This is a genomic window from Novosphingobium sp. (assembly GCF_965228995.1).
In the GTDB taxonomy this organism is placed as follows: Bacteria; Pseudomonadota; Alphaproteobacteria; order Sphingomonadales; family Sphingomonadaceae; genus Novosphingobium.
On record NZ_OZ245852.1, the window covers coordinates 1,861,867 to 1,881,147 of the forward strand.

19 protein-coding genes, 1 tRNA gene and 1 pseudogene are annotated in these 19,281 nt (G+C 65.5%); 12 read left to right on the forward strand and 9 right to left on the reverse strand.

All coding sequences use genetic code 11. The features are described 5' to 3' along the window. Both ACO056_RS08800 and ACO056_RS08805 read left to right on the forward strand, forming a co-directional pair. Entirely contained in the window at positions 1 to 519 is a 519-nt protein-coding gene (locus ACO056_RS08800; RefSeq protein ID WP_421854781.1) for a 2'-5' RNA ligase family protein, read from the forward strand. A gap of 111 nt (positions 520 to 630) precedes the next feature. Then, a tRNA-Met gene (locus ACO056_RS08805) sits at positions 631 to 707 on the forward strand. 273 nt (positions 708 to 980) lie between these two features. On the opposite strand, the gene ACO056_RS08810 is transcribed toward ACO056_RS08805, so the two are convergent. The 4 genes and pseudogenes from ACO056_RS08810 to ligD all read right to left on the reverse strand — a co-directional run. Continuing rightward, entirely contained in the window at positions 981 to 1,664 is a 684-nt protein-coding gene (locus ACO056_RS08810; protein WP_421854784.1) for a hypothetical protein, read from the reverse strand. 66 nt (positions 1,665 to 1,730) lie between these two features. Next, positions 1,731 to 2,881 (reverse strand): IS3 family transposase gene (locus ACO056_RS08815; RefSeq protein ID WP_421846432.1). Its coding sequence is split into 2 segments (ribosomal slippage): positions 1,731 to 2,629 and positions 2,629 to 2,881, totalling 1,152 coding nucleotides; the frame shifts between segments, so codons are not numbered across the junction. Positions 2,882 to 2,920: 39 nt separating this feature from the next. Then, positions 2,921 to 3,463, reverse strand: coding sequence for a hemerythrin domain-containing protein (locus tag ACO056_RS08820; protein WP_421854787.1), 543 nt, complete (start codon positions 3,461 to 3,463; stop codon positions 2,921 to 2,923). Positions 3,464 to 3,597: 134 nt separating this feature from the next. Then, positions 3,598 to 5,226: pseudogene (gene ligD / locus ACO056_RS08825) on the reverse strand (DNA ligase D); the annotation flags it as partial. A 165-nt stretch (positions 5,227 to 5,391) separates the two neighbouring features. Between ligD and ACO056_RS08830 the strand changes: the two are divergent. After that, on the forward strand, positions 5,392 to 6,501 hold the full coding sequence (locus tag ACO056_RS08830) for an OmpA family protein (RefSeq protein ID WP_421854790.1): 1,110 nt from the start codon (positions 5,392 to 5,394) through the stop codon (positions 6,499 to 6,501). A gap of 150 nt (positions 6,502 to 6,651) precedes the next feature. On the opposite strand, the gene ACO056_RS08835 is transcribed toward ACO056_RS08830, so the two are convergent. Then, the gene (locus tag ACO056_RS08835) at positions 6,652 to 6,828 is read right to left on the reverse strand and encodes a CsbD family protein (protein WP_421854793.1); all 177 of its coding nucleotides are present in this window, start codon (positions 6,826 to 6,828) and stop codon (positions 6,652 to 6,654) included. A gap of 192 nt (positions 6,829 to 7,020) precedes the next feature. On the opposite strand from ACO056_RS08835, the gene ACO056_RS08840 reads away from it, so the two are divergent. The 5 genes from ACO056_RS08840 to ACO056_RS08860 all read left to right on the forward strand — a co-directional run bounded on the left by ACO056_RS08840 (position 7,021) and on the right by ACO056_RS08860 (position 10,877). Continuing rightward, positions 7,021 to 7,413 carry a hypothetical protein gene (locus ACO056_RS08840; protein WP_421854796.1) on the forward strand — a complete coding sequence of 131 codons (393 nt, stop codon included), beginning with the start codon at positions 7,021 to 7,023 and terminating at the stop codon, positions 7,411 to 7,413. A 104-nt stretch (positions 7,414 to 7,517) separates the two neighbouring features. Beyond that, complete coding sequence (locus ACO056_RS08845; protein WP_421854799.1) at positions 7,518 to 7,853, forward strand: hypothetical protein; 336 nt, start codon at positions 7,518 to 7,520, stop codon at positions 7,851 to 7,853. Positions 7,854 to 7,876: 23 nt separating this feature from the next. Next, positions 7,877 to 8,512, forward strand: a complete 636-nt coding sequence (locus tag ACO056_RS08850) for a hypothetical protein (RefSeq protein WP_421854802.1) — start codon at positions 7,877 to 7,879, stop codon at positions 8,510 to 8,512. Between the two features lie 134 nt (positions 8,513 to 8,646). Beyond that, the gene (locus tag ACO056_RS08855; protein WP_421854805.1) at positions 8,647 to 10,248 is read left to right on the forward strand and encodes a SulP family inorganic anion transporter; all 1,602 of its coding nucleotides are present in this window, start codon (positions 8,647 to 8,649) and stop codon (positions 10,246 to 10,248) included. A 2-nt stretch (positions 10,249 to 10,250) separates the two neighbouring features. Next, a complete protein-coding gene (locus ACO056_RS08860; protein WP_421854808.1) occupies positions 10,251 to 10,877 on the forward strand; it encodes a ParB-like protein in 627 nt (208 codons plus the stop codon). Positions 10,878 to 10,880: 3 nt separating this feature from the next. Here the strand turns inward: ACO056_RS08860 and ACO056_RS08865 are convergent, their stop codons facing one another. The 4 genes from ACO056_RS08865 to hpnI are packed head-to-tail and all read right to left on the reverse strand — an operon-like array spanning position 10,881 to position 15,362. Then, positions 10,881 to 11,852, reverse strand: a complete 972-nt coding sequence (locus ACO056_RS08865) for a lysylphosphatidylglycerol synthase domain-containing protein (RefSeq protein ID WP_421855412.1) — start codon at positions 11,850 to 11,852, stop codon at positions 10,881 to 10,883. 43 nt (positions 11,853 to 11,895) lie between these two features. After that, positions 11,896 to 12,753 (reverse strand): hopanoid biosynthesis-associated protein HpnK, encoded by an 858-nt coding sequence (hpnK, locus tag ACO056_RS08870; protein WP_421854811.1) that lies wholly within the window; start codon positions 12,751 to 12,753, stop codon positions 11,896 to 11,898. A 3-nt stretch (positions 12,754 to 12,756) separates the two neighbouring features. Further along, positions 12,757 to 14,202 (reverse strand): hopanoid biosynthesis associated radical SAM protein HpnJ, encoded by a 1,446-nt coding sequence (hpnJ, locus tag ACO056_RS08875; RefSeq protein ID WP_421854814.1) that lies wholly within the window; start codon positions 14,200 to 14,202, stop codon positions 12,757 to 12,759. Beyond that, entirely contained in the window at positions 14,199 to 15,362 is a 1,164-nt protein-coding gene (gene hpnI / locus ACO056_RS08880) for a bacteriohopanetetrol glucosamine biosynthesis glycosyltransferase HpnI (protein WP_421854817.1), read from the reverse strand. The genes hpnJ and hpnI overlap by 4 nt, the downstream gene beginning before the upstream one ends. A 142-nt stretch (positions 15,363 to 15,504) precedes the next feature. Here hpnI and hpnA point away from each other — a divergent pair, with 142 nt between their 5' ends. The 4 genes from hpnA to hpnD are packed head-to-tail and all read left to right on the forward strand — an operon-like array spanning position 15,505 to position 19,281. Then, the gene (gene hpnA / locus ACO056_RS08885; protein ID WP_421854820.1) at positions 15,505 to 16,509 is read left to right on the forward strand and encodes a hopanoid-associated sugar epimerase; all 1,005 of its coding nucleotides are present in this window, start codon (positions 15,505 to 15,507) and stop codon (positions 16,507 to 16,509) included. Beyond that, entirely contained in the window at positions 16,506 to 17,636 is a 1,131-nt protein-coding gene (locus ACO056_RS08890; RefSeq protein WP_421854823.1) for a glycosyltransferase, read from the forward strand. Before hpnA ends, ACO056_RS08890 begins: the two co-directional genes overlap by 4 nt. Further along, entirely contained in the window at positions 17,636 to 18,457 is an 822-nt protein-coding gene (gene hpnC, locus ACO056_RS08895; RefSeq protein WP_421854826.1) for a squalene synthase HpnC, read from the forward strand. The genes ACO056_RS08890 and hpnC overlap by 1 nt, the downstream gene beginning before the upstream one ends. After that, the gene (gene hpnD, locus ACO056_RS08900) at positions 18,454 to 19,281 is read left to right on the forward strand and encodes a presqualene diphosphate synthase HpnD (RefSeq protein WP_421854829.1); all 828 of its coding nucleotides are present in this window, start codon (positions 18,454 to 18,456) and stop codon (positions 19,279 to 19,281) included. The genes hpnC and hpnD overlap by 4 nt, the downstream gene beginning before the upstream one ends.

Sequence of the window (19,281 nt, forward strand, 5' to 3'; positions counted from 1 at the left end):
ATGCGGGCGCCGCTGGTGGTAACGGCCGAGCTTCCTCCCGCCCTCCAAAGCCGCGCCGAGGCCCTGCGCCGCGCCCATTATCCGCCAGAACGGAATCAGGTTCCGGCCCACGTTACCCTGCTGCGCGCATTGCCGCCCTTCATCGAGGATGAGGCGCGCCGACTGCTCGCCGCGCTGGCGGCCGAATACCCTCCGCTGCCGGCGCAGATCACCGGCCTGATGGATCTCGGCACGGGCACCGCTATCGCCATTGAAAGCCCCGCGCTGCTGGAAACGCGTGCGATGATCGCGGCGCACTTCCACGGCATGCTCACCCAGCAGGATGAAGGCACGCCGCGCCTCCATGTCACGGTGCAGAACAAGGTCGTGCGCGCCGATGCGAAGGCCCTGCAGGCTGCGCTCGGCCCCGCCATCCTGCCCGAGCGCTTCACCTTCGCCGGCCTTGCGCTACATCGCTATATGGGCGGACCGTGGGAAACCATTGGCCGCTGGGCATTCCGCGGGCGTCCTCACCGATGAAACGCTGTGGGGCAAGTCCGATTCCCCTGTTGACCGCATAAGCCTCCCCGCCTAATAGGCCCGCCTGCACAGGGGATCGGGCCTTGCCCCACCTGCGCAATCCCCGATCGGGGCGGAGTAGCTCAGCCGGTTAGAGCAGCGGAATCATAATCCGCGTGTCGGGGGTTCGAGTCCCTCCTCCGCTACCATTTTCTCCTTCCGGATGTTTCCGTGAAGGTTGGAATTTTTCCAAGAATTGGCAGAGCAGCTGAAGGATGGGGATGATTTGCGTCCTCATGAGCCCCAGAAATTCACCGTGGAGCCGGATTTGGTGTGGGGGCATTTTCGAGGAGCGTCGGGTCGGAAAGGAGCGCTACCCCTGCTGGCTCTGACAGATCTGTGCCAACACGCGCGTTGTAGCGATGTGCGACACGGACGTTGATCATCGCACCAATCTGGACGACCGAAAAGGCACCGCACATCTATCGTGCAGACCTGCCCGGCCGCACAGCAAGGTAAACGGTGCTCCAAAGTTGGGCGGCATTCGATTCGTCGGCATCGTGTGAGTTCGCGCCAAAAGCGCTGGGCCTGAGTTGTCCGCGCTTCGCGCGCCAGGTCCAAAGCTCGGAGTTTCGTAGCGACCGCGTCGTTGAAATCACGCGCCAAAGCGCAGCTCGCCCGCCGAGCAGACGGGCGCGTGTCCCGACTGGGAGATCCGTCCGCCCCAATTGCCGTTCCAGCCCCGCTGCAAGCAGCGCTTGCTGCCAAGACCAGATCACTGCGCCATGATAGGCGCCGGGCCCGAATTTGGCCCACAGCGCAGGCGATGCGAAAACAGGATTGGCTACGACCATACCGGCCGGAGTGAGCAGTCCTGCGGGGAACGGTCGCAGGATCGCACCGAGGTATTGGTCTAGTTGCGTAGCATCGGGATTGCCGAAGAGCAGGACAAACCCTTCGTCGGAATGGATGATCGGTAGGGGCTTCCCTTCGGCATCCAGCGAAAGCGCATGAAACGTCACAGGCCTGTTGCCCACTGACTCGATGGCCGCGGCGGCCTGCAGGCTGGCCGAGGCGGCATAGGCGCCGATCGCGGCGCGGGCGGCTTTGGGTGACATTTCGACCCGGAACAACGACGAAGCCTTGCCGCTCCACACGGCTGCCATTCGCCCGGCCTGCGCAAAGGCCTGACGATCGCTTGGGCGGTGACGTGCTCCCCTGATTGTTACCAGTCAGAGGTAGAGTCTCGCTCCTTCATGATGGGTGTTTGAGGGGATGGCAACGTGTCTGGGGGCATGCCCCCAGACACGTTGGCCGGCGATCTCGGCGGGGGTCTTCCCGCCCAGTTTGGAGTGTGGCCTGACCGTATTGTAATCGTGCCGCCAGGCAGCGAGCACGAACCGGGCATGAGCTAGCGAGGTAAACAGCGTCTCGTTGAGACATTCGTCGCGCAGGCGCCCGTTGAAGCTCTCGACGAAGCCGTTCTGCATCGGCTTGCCCGGCGCGATGTAGTGCCACTCGACCCGGCGCTCCTGCGACCAGCGCAGGATGGCCGACGAGGTCAGCTCGGTGCCATTGTCGCTGACCACCGTATGCGGCTTCCCCCGGATGCCCATCAGGCCGGTCAGTTCCCGGGCCACCCGTGCACCCGACAGTGATGTATCGGCCACCAGCGCCAGGCACTCGCGTGTGTAGTCATCGACCACGCACAGGATGCGGAAGCGCCGACCGCAGATCAGGCTGTCAGAGACGAAGTCGAGCGACCAGCGCTGGTTCGGGCCATCGGGCAACACCATTGGCCTGCGTGTGCCCAGAGCGCGCTTGCGCCCGCCACGACGGCGCACGCGCAGCCCTTCCTCCCGGTAGATGCGCAGCAGCTTCTTGTGATTGGGTGCGATGCCCTCCCGCGCCAGCAGATAGCCCAGGCGGCGATAGCCGAACCGGCGACGCTCCGCCGCCAGCTCGCGCAACCGTTGCCGCAGCGTGCCGTCATCCGGCCGTGTCGGCTCGTAACGGATCACCCTGCGGCTCACGCCAACCAATGCACACGCCCGACGCTCGCTCACCCCGTGATGCTCCCGGGCATGGGCGACGGCTTCCCGCTTGGCGCCGGGCGTTACCATTTTTTTGATGCCAGATCCTTCAACACGGCATTGTCGAGCATCGCCTCGGCCAAGAGCTTCTTCAGCCGGGAGTTCTCCTCCTCGAGCGTTCGCAACCGCCGGGCCTCGGACACCTCCAGCCCGCCGAACTTCGACTTCCACTTGTAGAACGTCGCCGAGCTGATCCCGTGGCGGCGGCAAACCTCCGCCGTCGGCAATCCGCCCTCCTGCTCCTTCAAGATCGCTATGATCTGCTCTTCGTTGAACCTGCTTCGCTTCATATCGTCCGACTCCTTGCGCCAGACTCTACCAAAAAGCGGTCACATTTCAGGGGAGCACGTCACGGCCTGTGCCATGAGCTCCGCCTTGCGGGCCGCCAGCATTTCGCCCAAGTCCTTGAGGTCGATCTTGCTGTCGCGACTTTCGGGGAACATCTCGCCTTCTTCTTCTTCGACGTGATGGGCGATATACTCTCCCAGCACGGTCACCTTGGCGTCGAACAGGCGGTCGCCCGCTTGCATCGACTTGATCTCGGCGATCAGCTGTTTTGCGCTGGCATGTTCGACCTCGGCTTCGTCCAGCAAATCGTCATCGTCGATCGCCTCTCGTACTGCCGGGTAGAAAATCTCCTCCTCGATCTGCGCATGAACGGTAAGCGCAAGGCAGATCTTGTCGGCGAGCGCCTGCTTTTCCTCGTCAGCTTCAAGGCCTTCATACTGCTTGAAATAGCCTTTCACTTCCTTGTGATCGTCTTTCAGCAGCTTGATGGCATCGACGGGCTTGGCGTCGGCGCGCGCGCTCTTGCGCGCAGTCTTCGAAGCCGGCTTTGTGGCCCGGGATTTTGCATCGGTCTTTGGCGGCATGGGGACGCTCCTTCAGGTTGCGCGCGATACGCGATCCGGGTGAAACGTACGGACCGGGATATGGAGCCGCATTTCGTCCGGCAGACCAATCTGCGTTAATGGAATATCTCGTCCGAAGCAGCGAGTTGCCCGCCTTAGCTTTCAGGCAGCCGCTGGCGGGCGTGGCCCCAGCCTTTCAAAGCGGCGGCACGCTTCAACAGTCGCTTGCTGTCGCTGATGGAGAAGGGGTGGGCCGTCTCGATGGTGTGAAGTTCATCCCAGCTTGCCGGGACCGCGACAGGTGCGCCCGGGCGCGCGCGGGCGGAATAGGGCACGATCGCGGTAGCGCCGCGTTGGTTGCGCAGCCAATCTATGAAGATACGGCCCTTGCGTTTCGCCTTGGACATGGTCGCGACGAAGCGGTCGGGCTGGGCTGCGGCAAGTGCTGTTGCGAAGCGCTTTGCGAAATCGGCGTGGGTCGGCCAGTCATGGCCCGGTGTAAGCGGAACGGTCACGTGAACGCCCTTGCCGCCCGAAAGCAGCGCGAAGCTCTGCAGGCCCAGTTCGGCAAGTTCGTTGCGGATGGTGATGGCGGCAGCCGCACATTGCGCAAAATCGATTCCTTCGGCCGGATCGAGGTCGAAGATCAGCCGGTCCGGGCGCTCCACCGCGCTGGCCTGGCATTGCCAGGCGTGGAATTCGATCGTGCCCATCTGGATGCAGGCGAGGAGGCCGGCAACATTGTCGACAAAGAGGTAGTCTTCATGCCCTCCGTCCTTTTCGGCGATGCTGATGTGGCGGACCTCCGGCCCGAACGAGCCGCTGTCATGCTTCTGGAAGAAGCACGCTTTGTCACGTCCGCCTGGGCAGCGGACGAGACTGAGGGGGCGGCCAGCGACAAAGGGCAACATCAGCGGCGCAATCGCCGCTACGTAGTCGGCAAGGTCCTGTTTGGTGACGCCGCTGTCGGGAAAGATCACCCGCTCGCCGTGCGTGATCGCGATGGCCGGTTCAGACGCGGGGGAGGGAGCAGGCATTTCAAGCTGGACCTCTTGTGGTGGTTTGTCAGTGCGCAGGCCGATGAAGCTGGCATGGCGAACACGCCCTTCGGAGGTGAGCTCAGCATAGGCGATTTCGGCGACGAGCCAGGGCTTGACCCAGCGGACATGACGCTGATCCGCAGCAGCCACCTCAAGTGGGGGCTCTGCCGTTTCGAGATCGGCCAGTCGGCGAGCCAGATCGTCCAGCAGGTCACTGTCAAAGCCGGTGCCGACGCGGCCGCGATAGACGAGGCTGTCGCCGTCATGCTGGGCGAGAAGGAGCGAGGCAAAGGGGCGGCCGCGGGCGCGCGAGGCGGTGAAGCCGACGATAACGAACTCCTGGCGCAGGATGCATTTCACTTTGACCCAGTTGCGTGTGCGGGCGCCGCGATACGGCGCATCAATCCGCTTCGAGACAACGCCTTCCTGCCCTGCTGAACACATGGCTCGAAACAGCGTCTCACCCGCGCCAATGATGTGATCGGCAACGAAGATCGGTGACTGCGCCGCTTCCAGCAGGTTCGCCAACCGCTCCTTGCGCTCGATCAAGGGATGTTCGCCAAGGTCCACATCGTCGTCCACGAGGAGATCAAAGGCGTGGAATTCAAATGCATCGCGCTCGTCCTGCGAACCATGACCACGTTTGAGCACGGCTTGCAGCGCGGAAAAATCCGGGTTGCCCTCCGCATCGCGGGCAATGATCTCCCCGTCGATCAAGCATGGCGGCAGTTGGAGCGCGGCTAGCCCACATCATCCGCGAGCAGTTCGCGCGCGTGGACGTATGTTGCAGTTCGGCAACGATCGGCCAGCGGGTTCACAAAACAGGCCTGCAGCAAGTGGCCCATGCAACAAATCGCGAGTTTGCCACTTTCTTGCACGCGTGAAACGCGCCGGAACGAGGAAAACCTTATGAGAAAACTGCTCTTAGCTGCTGCTCTTGCGTCCACTGCAATGGCAGGGACGGCCTGGGCTGATGAGTCCGGACCATATGTCACCATCGAAGGTGGCGCGGTCAAACAGGAGCGTTCGAACGTCCGCACCGACGCAGGCCCCCTTCATACCGACCGGTTCAATACCGGCTGGGAAGCGGGCGGTGCCCTCGGCTACGATTTCGGCCACTTCCGGCTTGAGGCCGAAGGCTTCTACGCCAAATCCAAGCTGAAATCGCAGACCCGCGATGTTGTCGGCGTGCCAACGGTTCTCACCCGCGATGCCGGCACGCTCGGCGGCGATACCTCGACCTGGGCGGCGATGGGTAACGCGCTGATCGGGCTCGGTCATTGGGGCGGGATCAAGGCCTATGTCGGCGGCGGTGCCGGCTATGCGCGGACCCGTCTCCATGAATTCACGGCCTATGGCGATGATGTGCGCGACACGTCCTCCGGCTTTGCCTGGCAGGCGCTCGCCGGGCTGACTGTGCCGCTGAGCCGCAATGTCGATCTTGGTGTGCGCTATCGCTACTTCCGGCCCGACGAGGGCAAGTTCGTGACGATGGACAGCCAGAACGCGCGCGCTTCGCTGCGCTCGCATTCGCTGCTGGCGACGCTCACGTTCAACTTCGGCCGCGCAGAGGAACCGCAGCCCGAACAGGCGCCGCCTCCGCCTCCGCCGCCGCCTCCTCCGCCGCCTCCGCCGCCCCCACCTCCGCCGCCGCCGCCTGCGCCGGTGTGCAACAAGGGCCCCTATATCGTGTTCTTCGATTGGAACCGTGCGGATGTCTCGACCGAGGCTGCGGCGATCCTCGACAACGCGGTGACTGCCTACGGCAACTGCGCGAATGTGCCGATCCAGCTCGATGGCTATACCGATCTATCGGGTACGGCCCGGTACAATCTGGATCTCTCGGCCCGCCGCAACAGCTCGGTTCAGGCCTATCTGACCGCGCATGGCGTGCCTGCCGGGCAGATCGCGACCAAGGCCTTTGGCATGGCCAATCCCCGCGTGCCGACAGCACCGGGCGTGCGCGAACTGCAGAACCGCCGGGTGGAAATCACCTACGGACCGAACGCCGGATTCTAACCCCCCCAGAATCCGGAATGGGAAAGGGCTGGAGCGATCCAGCCCTTTTTCGTTGTGTGCTTGAAGCGGGTGAGGGACAATTCATGGTGCGCGCCGGGAGCGGGGCCCACCCACTTCGGGCGGGGCCGTCATCCCGGCGCGCGTCAGGTCTTACTCGCCGAGTGCGGCCTTGGTCTTGCCAATCGCCGTCTGCACCTTGCCCTTGACGTCCTGCGCGGCGCCCTTGGCAGCGAGCGAGGCGTCACCGGTTTCCTTGCCGATGGCTTCCCTGGTCTTGCCGACCACCGAATTGGCCGCGCCGGCGATGCGATCTGATGTCGAACCCATGCTATAACTCCCATATGCGCGAAGGCAGGATCACCTTCCGGTGAATCAACCGCACAGCACGGCGGTTGTTCCGCGCACCGGCGCGATCCGGACGCAATCGGACGTAAATGCTGCGCCGGGGGAACTGGCGGATTGTTCGGCGGTTATATAGCCGACCGGCAATCCGACCACGCGCCGGGTGGAGAATGTCCAATGGCCACGATTCCCGATCCGACCCCGGAACCGTCAGAAGTGCCCCTGCCTGATCCGGATGATCATCCTGAACGGGACGAGCCCATCGAACCGCGGATGATCTCAACCGGCAGTGGTCCGCTTCCGCCCGAAACCGTGAACTTGTCGCAGGAAGACGAGGACGCGCAAAGCCAGACACTGGCGGCAGCTTCAGGTGGCCATGATGCCGCCGATTTCGCACTTGAAGATAGCGACAAGACGCCGTCACAGGGCGCCGAAGACGATGTTCAGGACCTTGTCGACCATATGCACGACATGGTGCGATCCGGGCACATCGACATGGATGCCTATCGCGGCGAGCGGAATGACGACGACGAGGATGGCATGTTCGGGCCGGGCGGAGACGACGACTGAACCCAGGCGGCAGGCTGGCTCCTCACGGCCGGCATGGCGCGATCGGTCGGGAACATTCCCCGCCCGGCGCGCTTCCTTCTCCTGCAATAGCGGAGAAAGTTGCCATGAAGTTCAACGGTTTGATCTGGACCACTGCCGCCATTGTGCTGGGCTTGCCCACGGCAGCCCCGGCACTGGCGCAGGAGCGGCCCATCGCCAGCGAAAGCGCGGCGCAGAACGCGGCGGTCAAATCGCCCGATACGATCACATGGGGTGATCTCGCCAAGGGCCACAACTCGTTCACCGCGAGCCAGGCCCAAGACAGGCTCGAAAAGGCCGGCTACCGCAAGGTCACGCGCCTCAGGCTTGATGGCGACGGGCTCTGGCTGGCTGATGCGACCATGAACGACGTGGCCGTCCACGTGGCCCTCGATTTCAAGGGCAACGTGGCGGAACACTAGGCGCTCCACACAAGGACAATGACATGGGAAAGATTGTAACGCGTCTCTACGACAGCTTCGAGCGGGCCGAAGATGCGGTGCTCGAACTTGAGCGCGCGGGCGTGGCCCAAAGCGACATCAGCCTTGTATCGCATCATTCCGGCATCTCGGGCGCCCCTGCCGCAGTGCGCGAACCGCAGGATACGACCGCCACCGAAGCGTCCGGCTCCGGCATGGCGGTCGGCGCGGCGCTGGGCGGCCTGCTCGGTGCGGGCGGAGGTGTCATGGCCGGGCTTGGCCTCATCGCCATTCCTGGCCTTGGTCCTGTCGTGGCAGCCGGATGGCTGGCAGCCGCTGCTGTCGGCGCGGTAGCCGGGGGCGTGGTCGGCGGCGGGACAGGCGGGATCGTCGGCGCGCTTACCAATTCCGGGGTCAGTCAGGAGGAAGCGGACGTCTATGCCGAGGGCGTGCGGCGCGGCGGAACGCTGGTGGGCGTAACCGTCGATGAAGACGAAGCGGCATCGGTCGAGGCGGTGCTGGACCGGTCGCGGCACGTGGAACTGGGCGCCCGCCGCGAGGCCTATCGCAGCGCGGGCTGGACGCACTTCGACGATAACGCCCCGGTCTACTCGGACGAAGAAGCTGCGGCCGAGCGCGAAAGCTGGTTGCAGCGGCGATAGTTGAGCCGCCTGCGCAGACCATGTTTCCTGCCGCAGCCGCGGCGCGCATTTCTGTTTGAATCCTGCGCTTCAGCGCGCAAACTCCGCGAAAGGTCACAGACGGGAAACAGCGCACGCGCCATGAGCAGGACTACATGATCAAGACTGGGGGCAAGGATCTGATCGCGGGATTGGCTGTCGCCGGCGTCATGTTGCCTGAGGGCGTTGCCTATGCCGGCATCGCGGGCCTTGCGCCGGGCCGGGCGCTGCTGGCGGCGATTGCGGCGGGTCTCGCCTATGCCCTGGTCGGGCGGAGCCGGTTCGCCGTGATCGCGCCGACATCTTCCTCCGCAGCGATCCTGGCAGCAGCACTGGCGGGATTGCCCGGCGGCGCTGCCGAACACGCGGGCATGGCGACTGCGCTGGTGGCGATCGTCGGCCTCATTTTCCTGATCTTGCATCTCTTCCAGCTGGGAAGCCTTGCGGGGTTCATTTCGCGGCCCGTGCTGCGCGGCTTCGCGTTCGGGCTCGCGGTTGTCATCATCGTGCGGCAGCTGCCGAAGTTGACAGGAGTTGCCGTGCAGGCCGCGCCGATTGCCTGGCAGTTTGCCGAACTGGTGCGGCAGGCAGGCGCGTGGAACCTTGCCAGCACCCTGCTGGGAGGGACTGCGCTTGCCGCGCTGCTGTGGCTCCGGCGCCATCCGCACTTGCCGGGCGCCCTGATTGTCCTGAGCAGCGGGACGGCGTTCAGCATCCTGCTCGATCTGCCCGCACGCGGGGTGGCGGTGGCGGGGCCGATCCGCCTCGAATGGACCGCCGCCACCTTCCCGGAGAGCTTCGCGCTGTGGAGCCGGCTGGTCCAGCTCGCCGCACCGATCGCGCTTATCCTGTTTGCGGAAAGCTGGGGTACGATGCGCAGCCTCGCCCTGCAGCATGGCGATACGCTGGCGGCAAATCGCGAACTGGGCGCGCTGGGGGCAAGCAATCTCGCTGCCGCGCTCGTGCAGGGGATGCCGGTGGGTGCGGGCTTTTCGGCCGGTACGGCGAACGAGGCGGCCGGGGCGCAGAGCCGCCTTGCCGCCGCGGCAGCCAGCGCGGCGCTGCTGATGCTCGCGCTGCTTGGCGGCCGATGGATCTCGCAGATCCCGGAGCCCGTGCTTGCCGCCGTGGTCATCGCGGCGCTGACGCATGCGCTCTCACCGGCACCGCTGGCGCGTTATTTCCGGCTGAACCGCGACCAGTGGGTCGCCGTCGCCGCTGCGCTCGGTGTGTTGTCGCTGGGCGTGCTTGGCGGGATGCTGGGCGCCATTGGGCTTTCCATCGCGGCCTTGCTCTATGCCTTGTCGCATCCCACGATCAGCGAACTTGGGCGGCTCGGCGAGAGTCACGATTATGTCGACATGGCGCGCCACCCTGACGCTTCGGCAACCGGCGAGCTTGCCTTGTTCCGCCCCAACGCCCCGCTGATGTTCGCGAATGCCGAAACCGCGCTGGCGGTGATCGCGCGTGAGGCGATGGCGCGCCCGGCCGCCACGGTGATCCTCAGTCTGGAGGAAAGCAACGATCTCGACGGCACGGCAATCGAGGCGCTGGGCGAATTTGCGGAGCAGTTGCGCAAGGCCGGCAAGCGCCTGATCCTCGCCCGCGCGCATGACCGCGTGCGCGATGTCCTGCAGGCGGCCGGCATGACCGAGCTTGCCCGCGATTCCACCTTCAGCGTTGCCGATGCCGCCCAGCGCGCCACCACAGGAGATTAGCCATGGCCATGACCAATCCGATCGAGCCGATTGTCCATCCCGTGCCGATCCGTTCGCTGCGTCCGACGCAGATGACCGTCGGTCTGCACGAAGTGGAGCGCAAGCGCGCGGAATGGCGCACGCGGCGCGACCGCGACGGCGGGGAGTTTCTCGGCTCGCATGTCATCCCGGCGGTGATCGGTCCCGGCGGCGTCTACTGGCTGATCGACCACCACCATCTCGCCCGCGCGCTGCACGATGAAGGGATCGAGCATGTCCTCGTCTCGGTCGTCGCCCGGCTGGAACACTTGCCCAAGCGGCGCTTCTTCAGCTTCATGGACTGCCACAACTGGCTCCACCCCTATGACGAGGATGGCAAGCGATGCGATTGGTCGGACCTGCCGCGCCATGTCGGCAAGCTGGCTGATGATCCCTACCGCTCGCTCGCGGGCGAAGTGCGGCGCTCGGGCGGCTATGCCAAGACGCAGACCCCCTACACCGAGTTTCTTTGGGCAGACTTCCTGCGCGATCGGATCGCGCTGCATCAGGTGAAGGACAAGTTCGCCAAGGCCTTTGCCAAGGCGCTCGTTCTGGCGCGATCCCCCGCCGCCTCGCACCTTCCGGGCTTTGCCGGGCCAGAGCATGATTGAGGCCTATTGCACGATCAGCGCTCTCGATTCGCGTATCTGCCAGATCAGCAGGGCGGCCGCGCCGATCAGCATGTCGCGCGCACGCTTGCCCAGCGAGAGCGCCAGCGCGGCTTCCGGCGCAAGACCGAACAGCGGTGCAACGAACAGGTAGCCGGCCTCCTGCACCCCGATCGCGCCGGGGACGAAGAAGGCGATACTGCGCAAGGTGAAGATCAGGCCCTCCAGCGAGAGCACTTTCCACAGCGCGATATCGCTGCCCATCAGCTCGAGCATGAACCACGAGCCGGTGCCGGTGGCTGTCCATGCCGCAAGATTGAACACGAACGCGGCGAGCACGTGGCCGCGCATGGCGTAGGTGCGGGAAAGCTCGGCCTGTACTTCGGCCAGCACGGTCGCTCCGGGCAGGAAGCGGGCCGCGATCCGCGCCGCCAGCGCCAGCACCGTACGCTGCATGGTGAAGAACAGCACGATGAAGCCAATCATCACCGCGGTGCCGCCGATGATCGCGGGGCGCAATTCCGCCGCTCCGGCGCCTGCGAGGAGCGGCGCAATCGCGATCAGGCTGAACAGCGTGTAGACGACCTGACTGGCCATCTCGGTCGTCAGATCGACGACGAACGAGCTGTAGACTCGCGCGGCCGGGACCGCTGCCCCGATCAGCGTTCGCCAGCCTATGAGTATCGCACCAAGCTCCGAAAATGGGAGCAGGTTGGAGGCCCCGTCCCGCACGAGCCGTGCCCAGGCAAACAGCACCACGCGCCGGGCCGGCTCGCCCGGAGCCGCGGAATGCCATGCTCCCCCTAGCAGCGCCGAGGTGAACAGCGACCACGCGCAAACGGCCGCGAAACCGCCCGGACCCATGCGCCGTGCGGTCTGCGCGATTTGCGCGAGGCCAACGTCGCCAACGGTCCAGACGGCGATGGCAAGCCCCAGCAATGTGGCGGCAAGGATGCCGATGCGGCTCCAGGTGCTCAGGCGCGTCCTCCCGCATCATGGTCGTTCGGGGTGCGCGCCATGGTCAGGGCCGCGCCCCGCCAAAATCGGCAAAACGCCCGGTTGGCACGCCATTACGTTTGACCGCCGCTTTGGCAAGAGGATCGGTCAGCGCAGCCAGTTCCTCGGCGTAGCGGTAGCCCGGCGCACTGCCCGGATAGGGAGCCAGCGCCGGATGCGCGTAGATTTCGGTCAGCCCGGGCGGGAGATTGTCCAGCAGCGCCAGCAGCCGCGGCGCCGTCAGCGCGCCCGACCACGCGAGACCGAAAACCTGATCCGGCACCGTCAGGCCAGCCCCTCGGAGGCGGCGGCGCAGGACTTTCGCCCAGACATGTTCGATCCCGGCGTGCGGGCGTGTGCCTTCGATTGCCGCGATGACGCCCGGCGGTTCGATCGGCGCTCGCATCGCGGTCATGCCATGGCGCTTTCCGGCGCGCAGGATGGCCGAGGTGATCGTCGGGTGCAGGTGGAAATGCTTGTGCGCGTTGACGTGATCGAGCCGCAGCCCCGTCGCCGCAAAGGCCGCGAACTGCGCGTCGATCTCGGCCGCAAGTTGTCGCCGCGCCGGGGGCGATGCGAACAGCTCGAAAGCCATGCGCACCATGTCCGAACGGAACAGGCCGGCGCCGTCCACCAGCGACGGAATCCGCTCGGGCGGCAGCACCGGTCGCCCTTCGACCAGCACAAGGTGGAGCCCGACGCCAAGCCGTGGCAGGCGGCGTGCGCGCTCAATCGCATCGCTCACCGCGTCGCCGCCGACCATCAGGCTTGCCGCGGTCAGGATGCCGCCGCGATGCGCTTCCTCGACTGCGGCGTTGACTTCAGGAGAAGCGCCGAAGTCGTCCGCCGTGACAATGAGCCGCCGGGGCTCCTCGCTAGCCAAGGATCAGGCAGCTTCCTTGCGCTTGCGCAGGAATTCGAAGAACTCGACACCCTCGCGCAGGCGGCGCTTCAGCATGTCCCAGTCGCGCACCATCTCGCCAACGATGGCGCCGATCTTGCGGGGGCGGAAGTAGAAGCGCTTGTAGAACTCTTCCACCTTGTCGAAGATGACCTTCGAGGACAGGTGCGGATAGCTCAGCTGGGCGATCTGGTTGCCGCCGTCCGTCAGCAAGTGATCGCTGCCGTCGAACCAGCCGTTTTCGGTCGCCTGCTTGTAGAGGAACGTGCCGGGATAAGGTGCGGCGAGCGAGACCTGGATGGTGTGCGGGTTGAGCTCGATCGCAAAACGGATCGTCTCCTCGATGGTTTCCAGCGTTTCGCCGGGCAGGCCGAGGATGAAAGTGCCGTGGATGGTCAGGCCCAGCGCATGCGCATCCTTGGTGAACTGGCGCGCCACTTTGACGAGCAGGCCCTTCTTGATGTTGTGCAGGATCTGCTGATTGCCGCTTTCATAGCCCACCAGCAGCACGCGGCAGCCGCCCGCCTTCATTGCCTTGAGCACGTCATAAGGCACGTTCGCCTTGGCATTGCAGCCCCAGGTAACGGGAAAGCCGGGCTTGCCGAAACCGAGCTTGGCCAGCTCGCCCGAAAGCTCGACAACGAAATCGTGCGCATCGGCCAGCGTATCGTCGTCGAAGAAGATCTCCTTCACCTCGGGCATCTCGCGCAGGATGTACTGCACTTCCTCGATCACCTTGGGCACTGTGCGGTGCCGATAGCGGTGGCCGGAAATGGTTTGCGGCCAGAGGCAGAACGTGCAGCGGCTTTTGCACCCGCGCCCGGTGTAGAACGAGATATAGGGGTGGCGCTGATAGCCGCCGTAATACTTCTTGAGATCAAGATCGCGCTTGTAGATGGGCGATACCATCGGCAGCACGTCCATGTCCTCGATCTGCGCGCGGTCCTTGTTGCGCACGAAGCTGCCATCGGCGTCGCGCCAGGTGATGCCGTCCACTTCGCGCAAGGGGCGCCCCTCGGCGATTTCCACGATGGTGAAATCGTATTCCTCGCGCGCCACGAAATCGATGTGGGGCGAGGCGGCCAGGCTCTTGTCCGGCTCGACCGCGACCTTTGCTCCGACAAAGCCGATCACGATCTTCGGGTTGCGCCCCTTGATCAGCGCGGCGGTACGGATGTCCTGATTGAAGCTCGGCGTAGAGGTGTGCAGGATGACAAGATCACGCTCGTCGAACTCGTGCGCGATATCCTCCCACGACAAGTCATGCGCGGGTGCGTCGATCAGCTTCGATCCCTCGACCATTGCCGCCGGCTGGGCGATCCAGGTGGGGTACCAGAAGGATTTGACCTCGCGCTTCATCTGATAGCGTGCACCCGCGCCGCCGTCATAGCCGTCGAACGACGGTGCCTGGAGGAAAAGGGTACGCATCATGAGCTGATATTCTCCACGGGGCTGACGAGGTGCCCGTCGCCGTCCATTCTAAGCCTTGTTCCGCGCCAATCAACAACGCGAACGAAATAGCTCGCCACAAACACGGCGAAGCTCAGTCCGTCGCGCAGCGGCAAAAGCCACCAGGGCGCGGTAGCGGCCCCCGCGCGGCGGTCAACCACCCGCTTTGTCCAGAGCCGCACAAGGAAGGCCGCCGCGATCACGCAGGCGCCGGGCAAGGGATGAAACACGGCGCCCAGCATCGCCAGCGCCAGCGGCATGCCGATCAGCGAACCGGCATAGCCGGCCGGGGCAAGCGCCCGGATCGTCGCCGCCCAGCGCAGTTCCTGCCGCCACACCTGCACGAGGCTGGTCTCTGCCGAGGCATGCGCCAGCAGTAGCGGCGGAATGGCGATGCCGAGCCCGCGTTCGCGCACCGCCGCGCCGATTGCATGATCATCCGCAAGCACGTCGGCAAAGGCCTCGAAACCGCCGATTGCCTCAAGCACCGGGCGGCGCAGTGCGATAGTTGAGCCCATGCAGGGCTCGGCCAGCCCCATCGTCTTGCCGAACACCAGCCCGACAAGGAACTGGTAGCTCGGCCCGGCAGCGGCGAGCCGCGACCAGAACCCGGCATCGCCGCGCCCGCGATAGAGGCAGGTAACCGCCCCGACGCCCGGCGCATCGAGCGCGGCCAGAACCCCGGCGAGATAGCCGGGCTCCACCGCCATGTCGCTGTCGCTGAGCACCAGAATATCATGCTCGGCGCGGGCCATCATGTTGATGAGATTGCCGATCTTGGCGTTCGCACCGCGGCGCGCCGGATCGATGACGAGATCGATCCGCGCCGCCGGAAAACGCGCCATCAGTGCGCGGACGGTGTCCGCCGCCGGGTCGTCCGCGCGCTGCACCCCGCAGACCATCTGCAGTGGTCCGTCATGCGTCTGGCGAAGGAAGCTGGCGAGGTTTTCCGCAAGGCATGGTTCGGCGCCATAGAGCGGCTTGAGCAGCGTCACCGCTTCGGTGCGAGCGATGGCAGGCGCGCTCTGGCGCAGAAACTGCCGGAGCACAGAGGTGGCATAGGCCCAATAGAGCGTACCGATCACGGCCAGCGCCAGGATAAGCCAGCCGATTACGGAGGCGATATGGGCAGCGGCAATCATCGCCCGAAGTCCTAATGAAGTTCGCGCGCCGCGTAAAACATTTGGACAAAACCGGCGAACCGGATGGCAATCCCCTTGCCACCGCGGCATGGCCGGTCAATCAAGCCACTATGGTTTCAATGACAGGGGATGACAGGTCCTGATGGACGAATCACGGGGTCTCGCGCTCGTGACCGGGGTGTCGGGCTTCGTCGGCTCGGCCGTCGCACGGCAGCTGGCGGGTGCCGGCTACCACGTGCGCGGTCTCGTCCGTGCGACCAGCCCGCGCGGCAATCTCGGCGATTTTCCGGGCGAACTGGCCGAAGGTGACGCGCGTGACGCAGCCAGTGTCGCCCGTGCGATGGAAGGCGTCCGGTTCGTCTGCCACGTCGCCGCCGATTACCGGCTCTGGGCGCCGGACCCGGAAGAAATCGTGCGCAACAACCTCGCCAGCACCGGTACAGTGATGCGCGCTGCGCTTGGCGCAGGTGTCGAGCGCGTGGTCTACACCAGCAGCGTCGCCACACTGAAGCCGTCCGACGCCGGGGCGGTCGACGAGCGGCAGGCCGCCAGCGCCGAAGAAGCAGTCGGCGCCTACAAGCGCAGCAAGGTCGTCGCCGAGCGGCTTGTCGAGCAGATGGTCGCCGAACAGGGCCTGCCGGCGGTGATCGTCCTGCCTTCAACGCCCATCGGCCCGCGCGATGTGAAGCCGACGCCGACGGGCCGGATCATTGTCGAGGCGGCGAACGGGCGCATGCCGGCCTATGTCGATTCTGGCCTCAATCTCGTCCATGTCGATGATGTTGCGCAGGGGCACCGCCTCGCGCTCGAGCAGGGCCGGGTGGGCGAACGCTATATTCTCGGCGGTGAGGACGTGATGCTGCGCGATCTCCTCGTCTGCATCGCGGCCGAAGTGGGGCGCCGTCCGCCGCAGGTCCGCCTGCCGCGCGCGCCGCTGATGCCGCTGGCGTGGATCAACGAGGCGCTGGCGCGCGCAACCGGCAAGGCCGATCCCTTCCTCACGCTTGATTCGCTGCGCATGTCGCGCCACCGCATGTTCTTCCGGTCGGACAAGGCCCGGAGCGAGCTCGGCTATCAGGCCCGCCCGTGGGGGGACGCGGTGCGCGATGCGATAAGCTGGTTCCGGCAAGCGGGCATGATCCGATGACCGCCGCCGCGCTGGGCGCGCTTTCGCTGGCGATCTGGCTCGTGTTGATGCTCGGGCGCGACATGTTCTGGCTGGCGCGCGAACGCGATACGCGCGCGATGCCGCCCGCGCCGGACGTCTGGCCTGAAGTGGTTGCGGTCGTCCCCGCGCGCGATGAGGCGGACGTCATCGCGCGGTCGATCGGCAGCCTGCTTGCGCAGGACTATCCGGGGCCCTTTCGCGTCATCCTCGTCGATGACCAAAGCGCAGATGGCACTGCCGCGATCGCCCGCAATCTGGGCTCTGGCCGGCTGGAAGTTCTCACCGGCGAGCCCTTGGCGCGCGGCTGGACGGGCAAGCTCTGGGCTGTCTCGCAAGGCGCGGCGCGGGCAGGGAAGGGGCCGCGTTATCTCTGGCTGACCGACGCCGACATCGAACACGCGCCAGATACGCTGCGCATGCTGGTCACCCGCGGCGAGGCGGGTGGGCTGTCGCTCGTGTCGCTGATGGCGCTCCTGCACTGCGAGACGCCGCCCGAGCGCATGCTCGTCCCCGCGTTCGTGTTCTTCTTCCAGATGCTCTACCCCTTCGGCCAGGTAAACCGCGCGGGCGGCATGGGCGCGGCGGCGGGCGGCTGCATGCTGGTGCGGCGCGATGCGCTGGAGCGCGTGGGCGGGATCGCGGCCATCCGCGGTGCGCTGATTGATGATTGCACGCTTGGTGCATTGCTCAAGCAGCAGGGGCCCGTCTGGCTCGGGCTCACGCGGCGCTCGCGCAGTATCCGGCCCTATCGCGGCTTTGCGCCGGTGGCGGCGATGATCTCCCGTTCGGCCTATGCGCAGCTGCGCTATTCGCCGGTGCTGCTCGGCGGAACCGTGCTCGGCATGGCGCTTGTCTACCTTGCGCCGCCAGCGCTCGCACTCTTTGCCAATGGCCTCGCGCGCTGGCTCGGGCTGGCCGCGTGGGCGATCATGGCCACCACCTTCCAGCCCATGCTCAGCTTCTATCGGCGCTCCCCGCTGTGGGGCATCGCGCTTCCCGGAATTGCGGCTTTTTACCTAGGCTGCACCATGCTATCGGCGTGGCAACATTTCCGAGGACGCGGTGGGATGTGGAAGGGTCGCGCCCAGGCAGCGGCAGGTTTGTGATGAATCCCAATGATTTAGCCTCGGGAAAAGGCGATCGCGACGAGAATTTCCCGGTCGCCAGCTTCCTCGTCAAGGCCGAGCACCGCGCGCTCGTGAAGGCCTTCTACCGCTTCGCCCGCGCGTCCGATGATATCGCCGATCACCCCACAGCAGAGCCTGAGCACAAGCTTGCTCTGCTCGCCGCGATGCGCGCCGGGCTGACAGGTGAGGGCGCGCCCGAGGCCATGGCACTGCGCGATGCAATGGCGGAACGCGGGATGGACCTGGTCCATGCGCACGATCTGCTCGAAGCCTTCACGCGCGACGTGACGGTGAAGCGCTATCAGACCTGGGACGAGCTGATCGATTACTGCCGCGTATCGGCGATGCCGGTCGGCCGCTTCGTGCTCGACGTCCATCGCGAGAGCCGCGAAACGTGGCATGGAAATGATGCCCTGTGCGCCGCTTTGCAGATCATCAATCACCTGCAAGATTGCGCCAAGGATTTCCGGCAGCTCGGCCGGGTCTACATCCCTCTCGAAACAGGGCTGAACGTGGAAGAACTCGGTGCGGACAAGGCCAGCGCGCAGCTGCGCCGGATCATTGCCGAACTCGCCCGCCGCACGCGGCAGCTGCTGGCCGAATCCGCGGGTTTCTCGCGCCGGATCCGCGATCGCCGCCTCTGTGCGGAAGTGGCGGTTATTCAGCGGCTTGCGGAAAGTCTTTGCGACCGGCTCGAACGCCGCGATCCGCTCAGCGAGAACGTCCACCACGGCAAGGTCGAAGCGCTCTGGCTCGCGACCGGCGCGGCGCTGCCTGCGCTGCTGAGGCGTGCGGCATGAGCAAGGCCAATGTCCCGACGCAGGCAACCCGCAGCTCGTTCTATGCCGGTATGCGCGTGCTCCCGAAGGACGAGCGCGAGGCGATGTACGCGGTCTACGATTTCTGCCGCATCGTCGATGATATTGCCGATGACCAGCACGGCGAGCGGCCCGCCCGCATGGCCGATCTCGATGCCTGGCGCGTGGATCTCGATGCCCTCTATGCCGGGCGCGATCCGGGGCGCGCGGCCTTTCTTGCGGCCCATGTGCACCGCTTTGCGCTCGAACGTGCAGACTTCGAGGCCGTGATCGACGGCATGGCGATGGACGTTGCGCAGGATATCCGCTGGCCCAGCGAAGCCGAACTCGATGCCTATTGCGACCATGTCGCTTCGGCTGTGGGGCGGCTGTCGGTGAATATCTTCGGGATGGACCGCGAACCCGGCGTAGCGCTCGCCCATCACCTCGGCCGGGCGCTGCAGCTGACCAATATCCTGCGCGATATCGACGAGGATGCCGAGATCGGGCGGGTCTACATTTCCGCCGAAGCGCTCCGGCTCGCCGGTATCGAGCCAACCACGCCCCAGGCGATTGCCGCCGATCCGCGCATGGACAAGGCGGCCCGGCACATGGCCGCCCGCGCGCATGAACACTATCGTCAGGCCGGCCTGATCCTCGCGCCCAAGCCCAAGGGGCATCTCATCGCCCCGCGGCTGATGGAAATCGCCTATGCCCGGATGCTCCGCCGCATGGAGCAAGTTGGCTGGGCGCCGCCGCGCGAGCGGGTGCGCTCGAACAAGCTGGGATTGCTGCTCACCGTCTTGTGGCTGCTGGTGGCGGGTTGA

Excerpts from the sequence above, each read along its gene's own strand:
- ACO056_RS08800 (WP_421854781.1), top strand. The coding sequence starts at position 1 with ATGCGGGCGCCGCTGGTGGTAACGGCCGAGCTTCCTCCCGCCCTCCAA.
- hpnJ (WP_421854814.1), bottom strand. The coding sequence starts at position 14,202 with ATGATGCGTACCCTTTTCCTCCAGGCACCGTCGTTCGACGGCTATGAC.
- hpnD (WP_421854829.1), top strand. The coding sequence starts at position 18,454 with ATGAGCAAGGCCAATGTCCCGACGCAGGCAACCCGCAGCTCGTTCTAT.
- hpnC (WP_421854826.1), top strand. The coding sequence starts at position 17,636 with ATGAATCCCAATGATTTAGCCTCGGGAAAAGGCGATCGCGACGAGAAT.
- hpnI (WP_421854817.1), bottom strand. The coding sequence starts at position 15,362 with ATGATTGCCGCTGCCCATATCGCCTCCGTAATCGGCTGGCTTATCCTG.
- ACO056_RS08850 (WP_421854802.1), top strand. The coding sequence starts at position 7,877 with ATGGGAAAGATTGTAACGCGTCTCTACGACAGCTTCGAGCGGGCCGAA.
- ACO056_RS08835 (WP_421854793.1), bottom strand. The coding sequence starts at position 6,828 with ATGGGTTCGACATCAGATCGCATCGCCGGCGCGGCCAATTCGGTGGTC.
- ACO056_RS08855 (WP_421854805.1), top strand. The coding sequence starts at position 8,647 with ATGATCAAGACTGGGGGCAAGGATCTGATCGCGGGATTGGCTGTCGCC.
- ACO056_RS08890 (WP_421854823.1), top strand. The coding sequence starts at position 16,506 with ATGACCGCCGCCGCGCTGGGCGCGCTTTCGCTGGCGATCTGGCTCGTG.
- ACO056_RS08830 (WP_421854790.1), top strand. The coding sequence starts at position 5,392 with ATGAGAAAACTGCTCTTAGCTGCTGCTCTTGCGTCCACTGCAATGGCA.
- ACO056_RS08820 (WP_421854787.1), bottom strand. The coding sequence starts at position 3,463 with ATGCCGCCAAAGACCGATGCAAAATCCCGGGCCACAAAGCCGGCTTCG.
- hpnA (WP_421854820.1), top strand. The coding sequence starts at position 15,505 with ATGGACGAATCACGGGGTCTCGCGCTCGTGACCGGGGTGTCGGGCTTC.
- ACO056_RS08845 (WP_421854799.1), top strand. The coding sequence starts at position 7,518 with ATGAAGTTCAACGGTTTGATCTGGACCACTGCCGCCATTGTGCTGGGC.
- ACO056_RS08860 (WP_421854808.1), top strand. The coding sequence starts at position 10,251 with ATGGCCATGACCAATCCGATCGAGCCGATTGTCCATCCCGTGCCGATC.
- ACO056_RS08810 (WP_421854784.1), bottom strand. The coding sequence starts at position 1,664 with ATGGCAGCCGTGTGGAGCGGCAAGGCTTCGTCGTTGTTCCGGGTCGAA.
- ACO056_RS08840 (WP_421854796.1), top strand. The coding sequence starts at position 7,021 with ATGGCCACGATTCCCGATCCGACCCCGGAACCGTCAGAAGTGCCCCTG.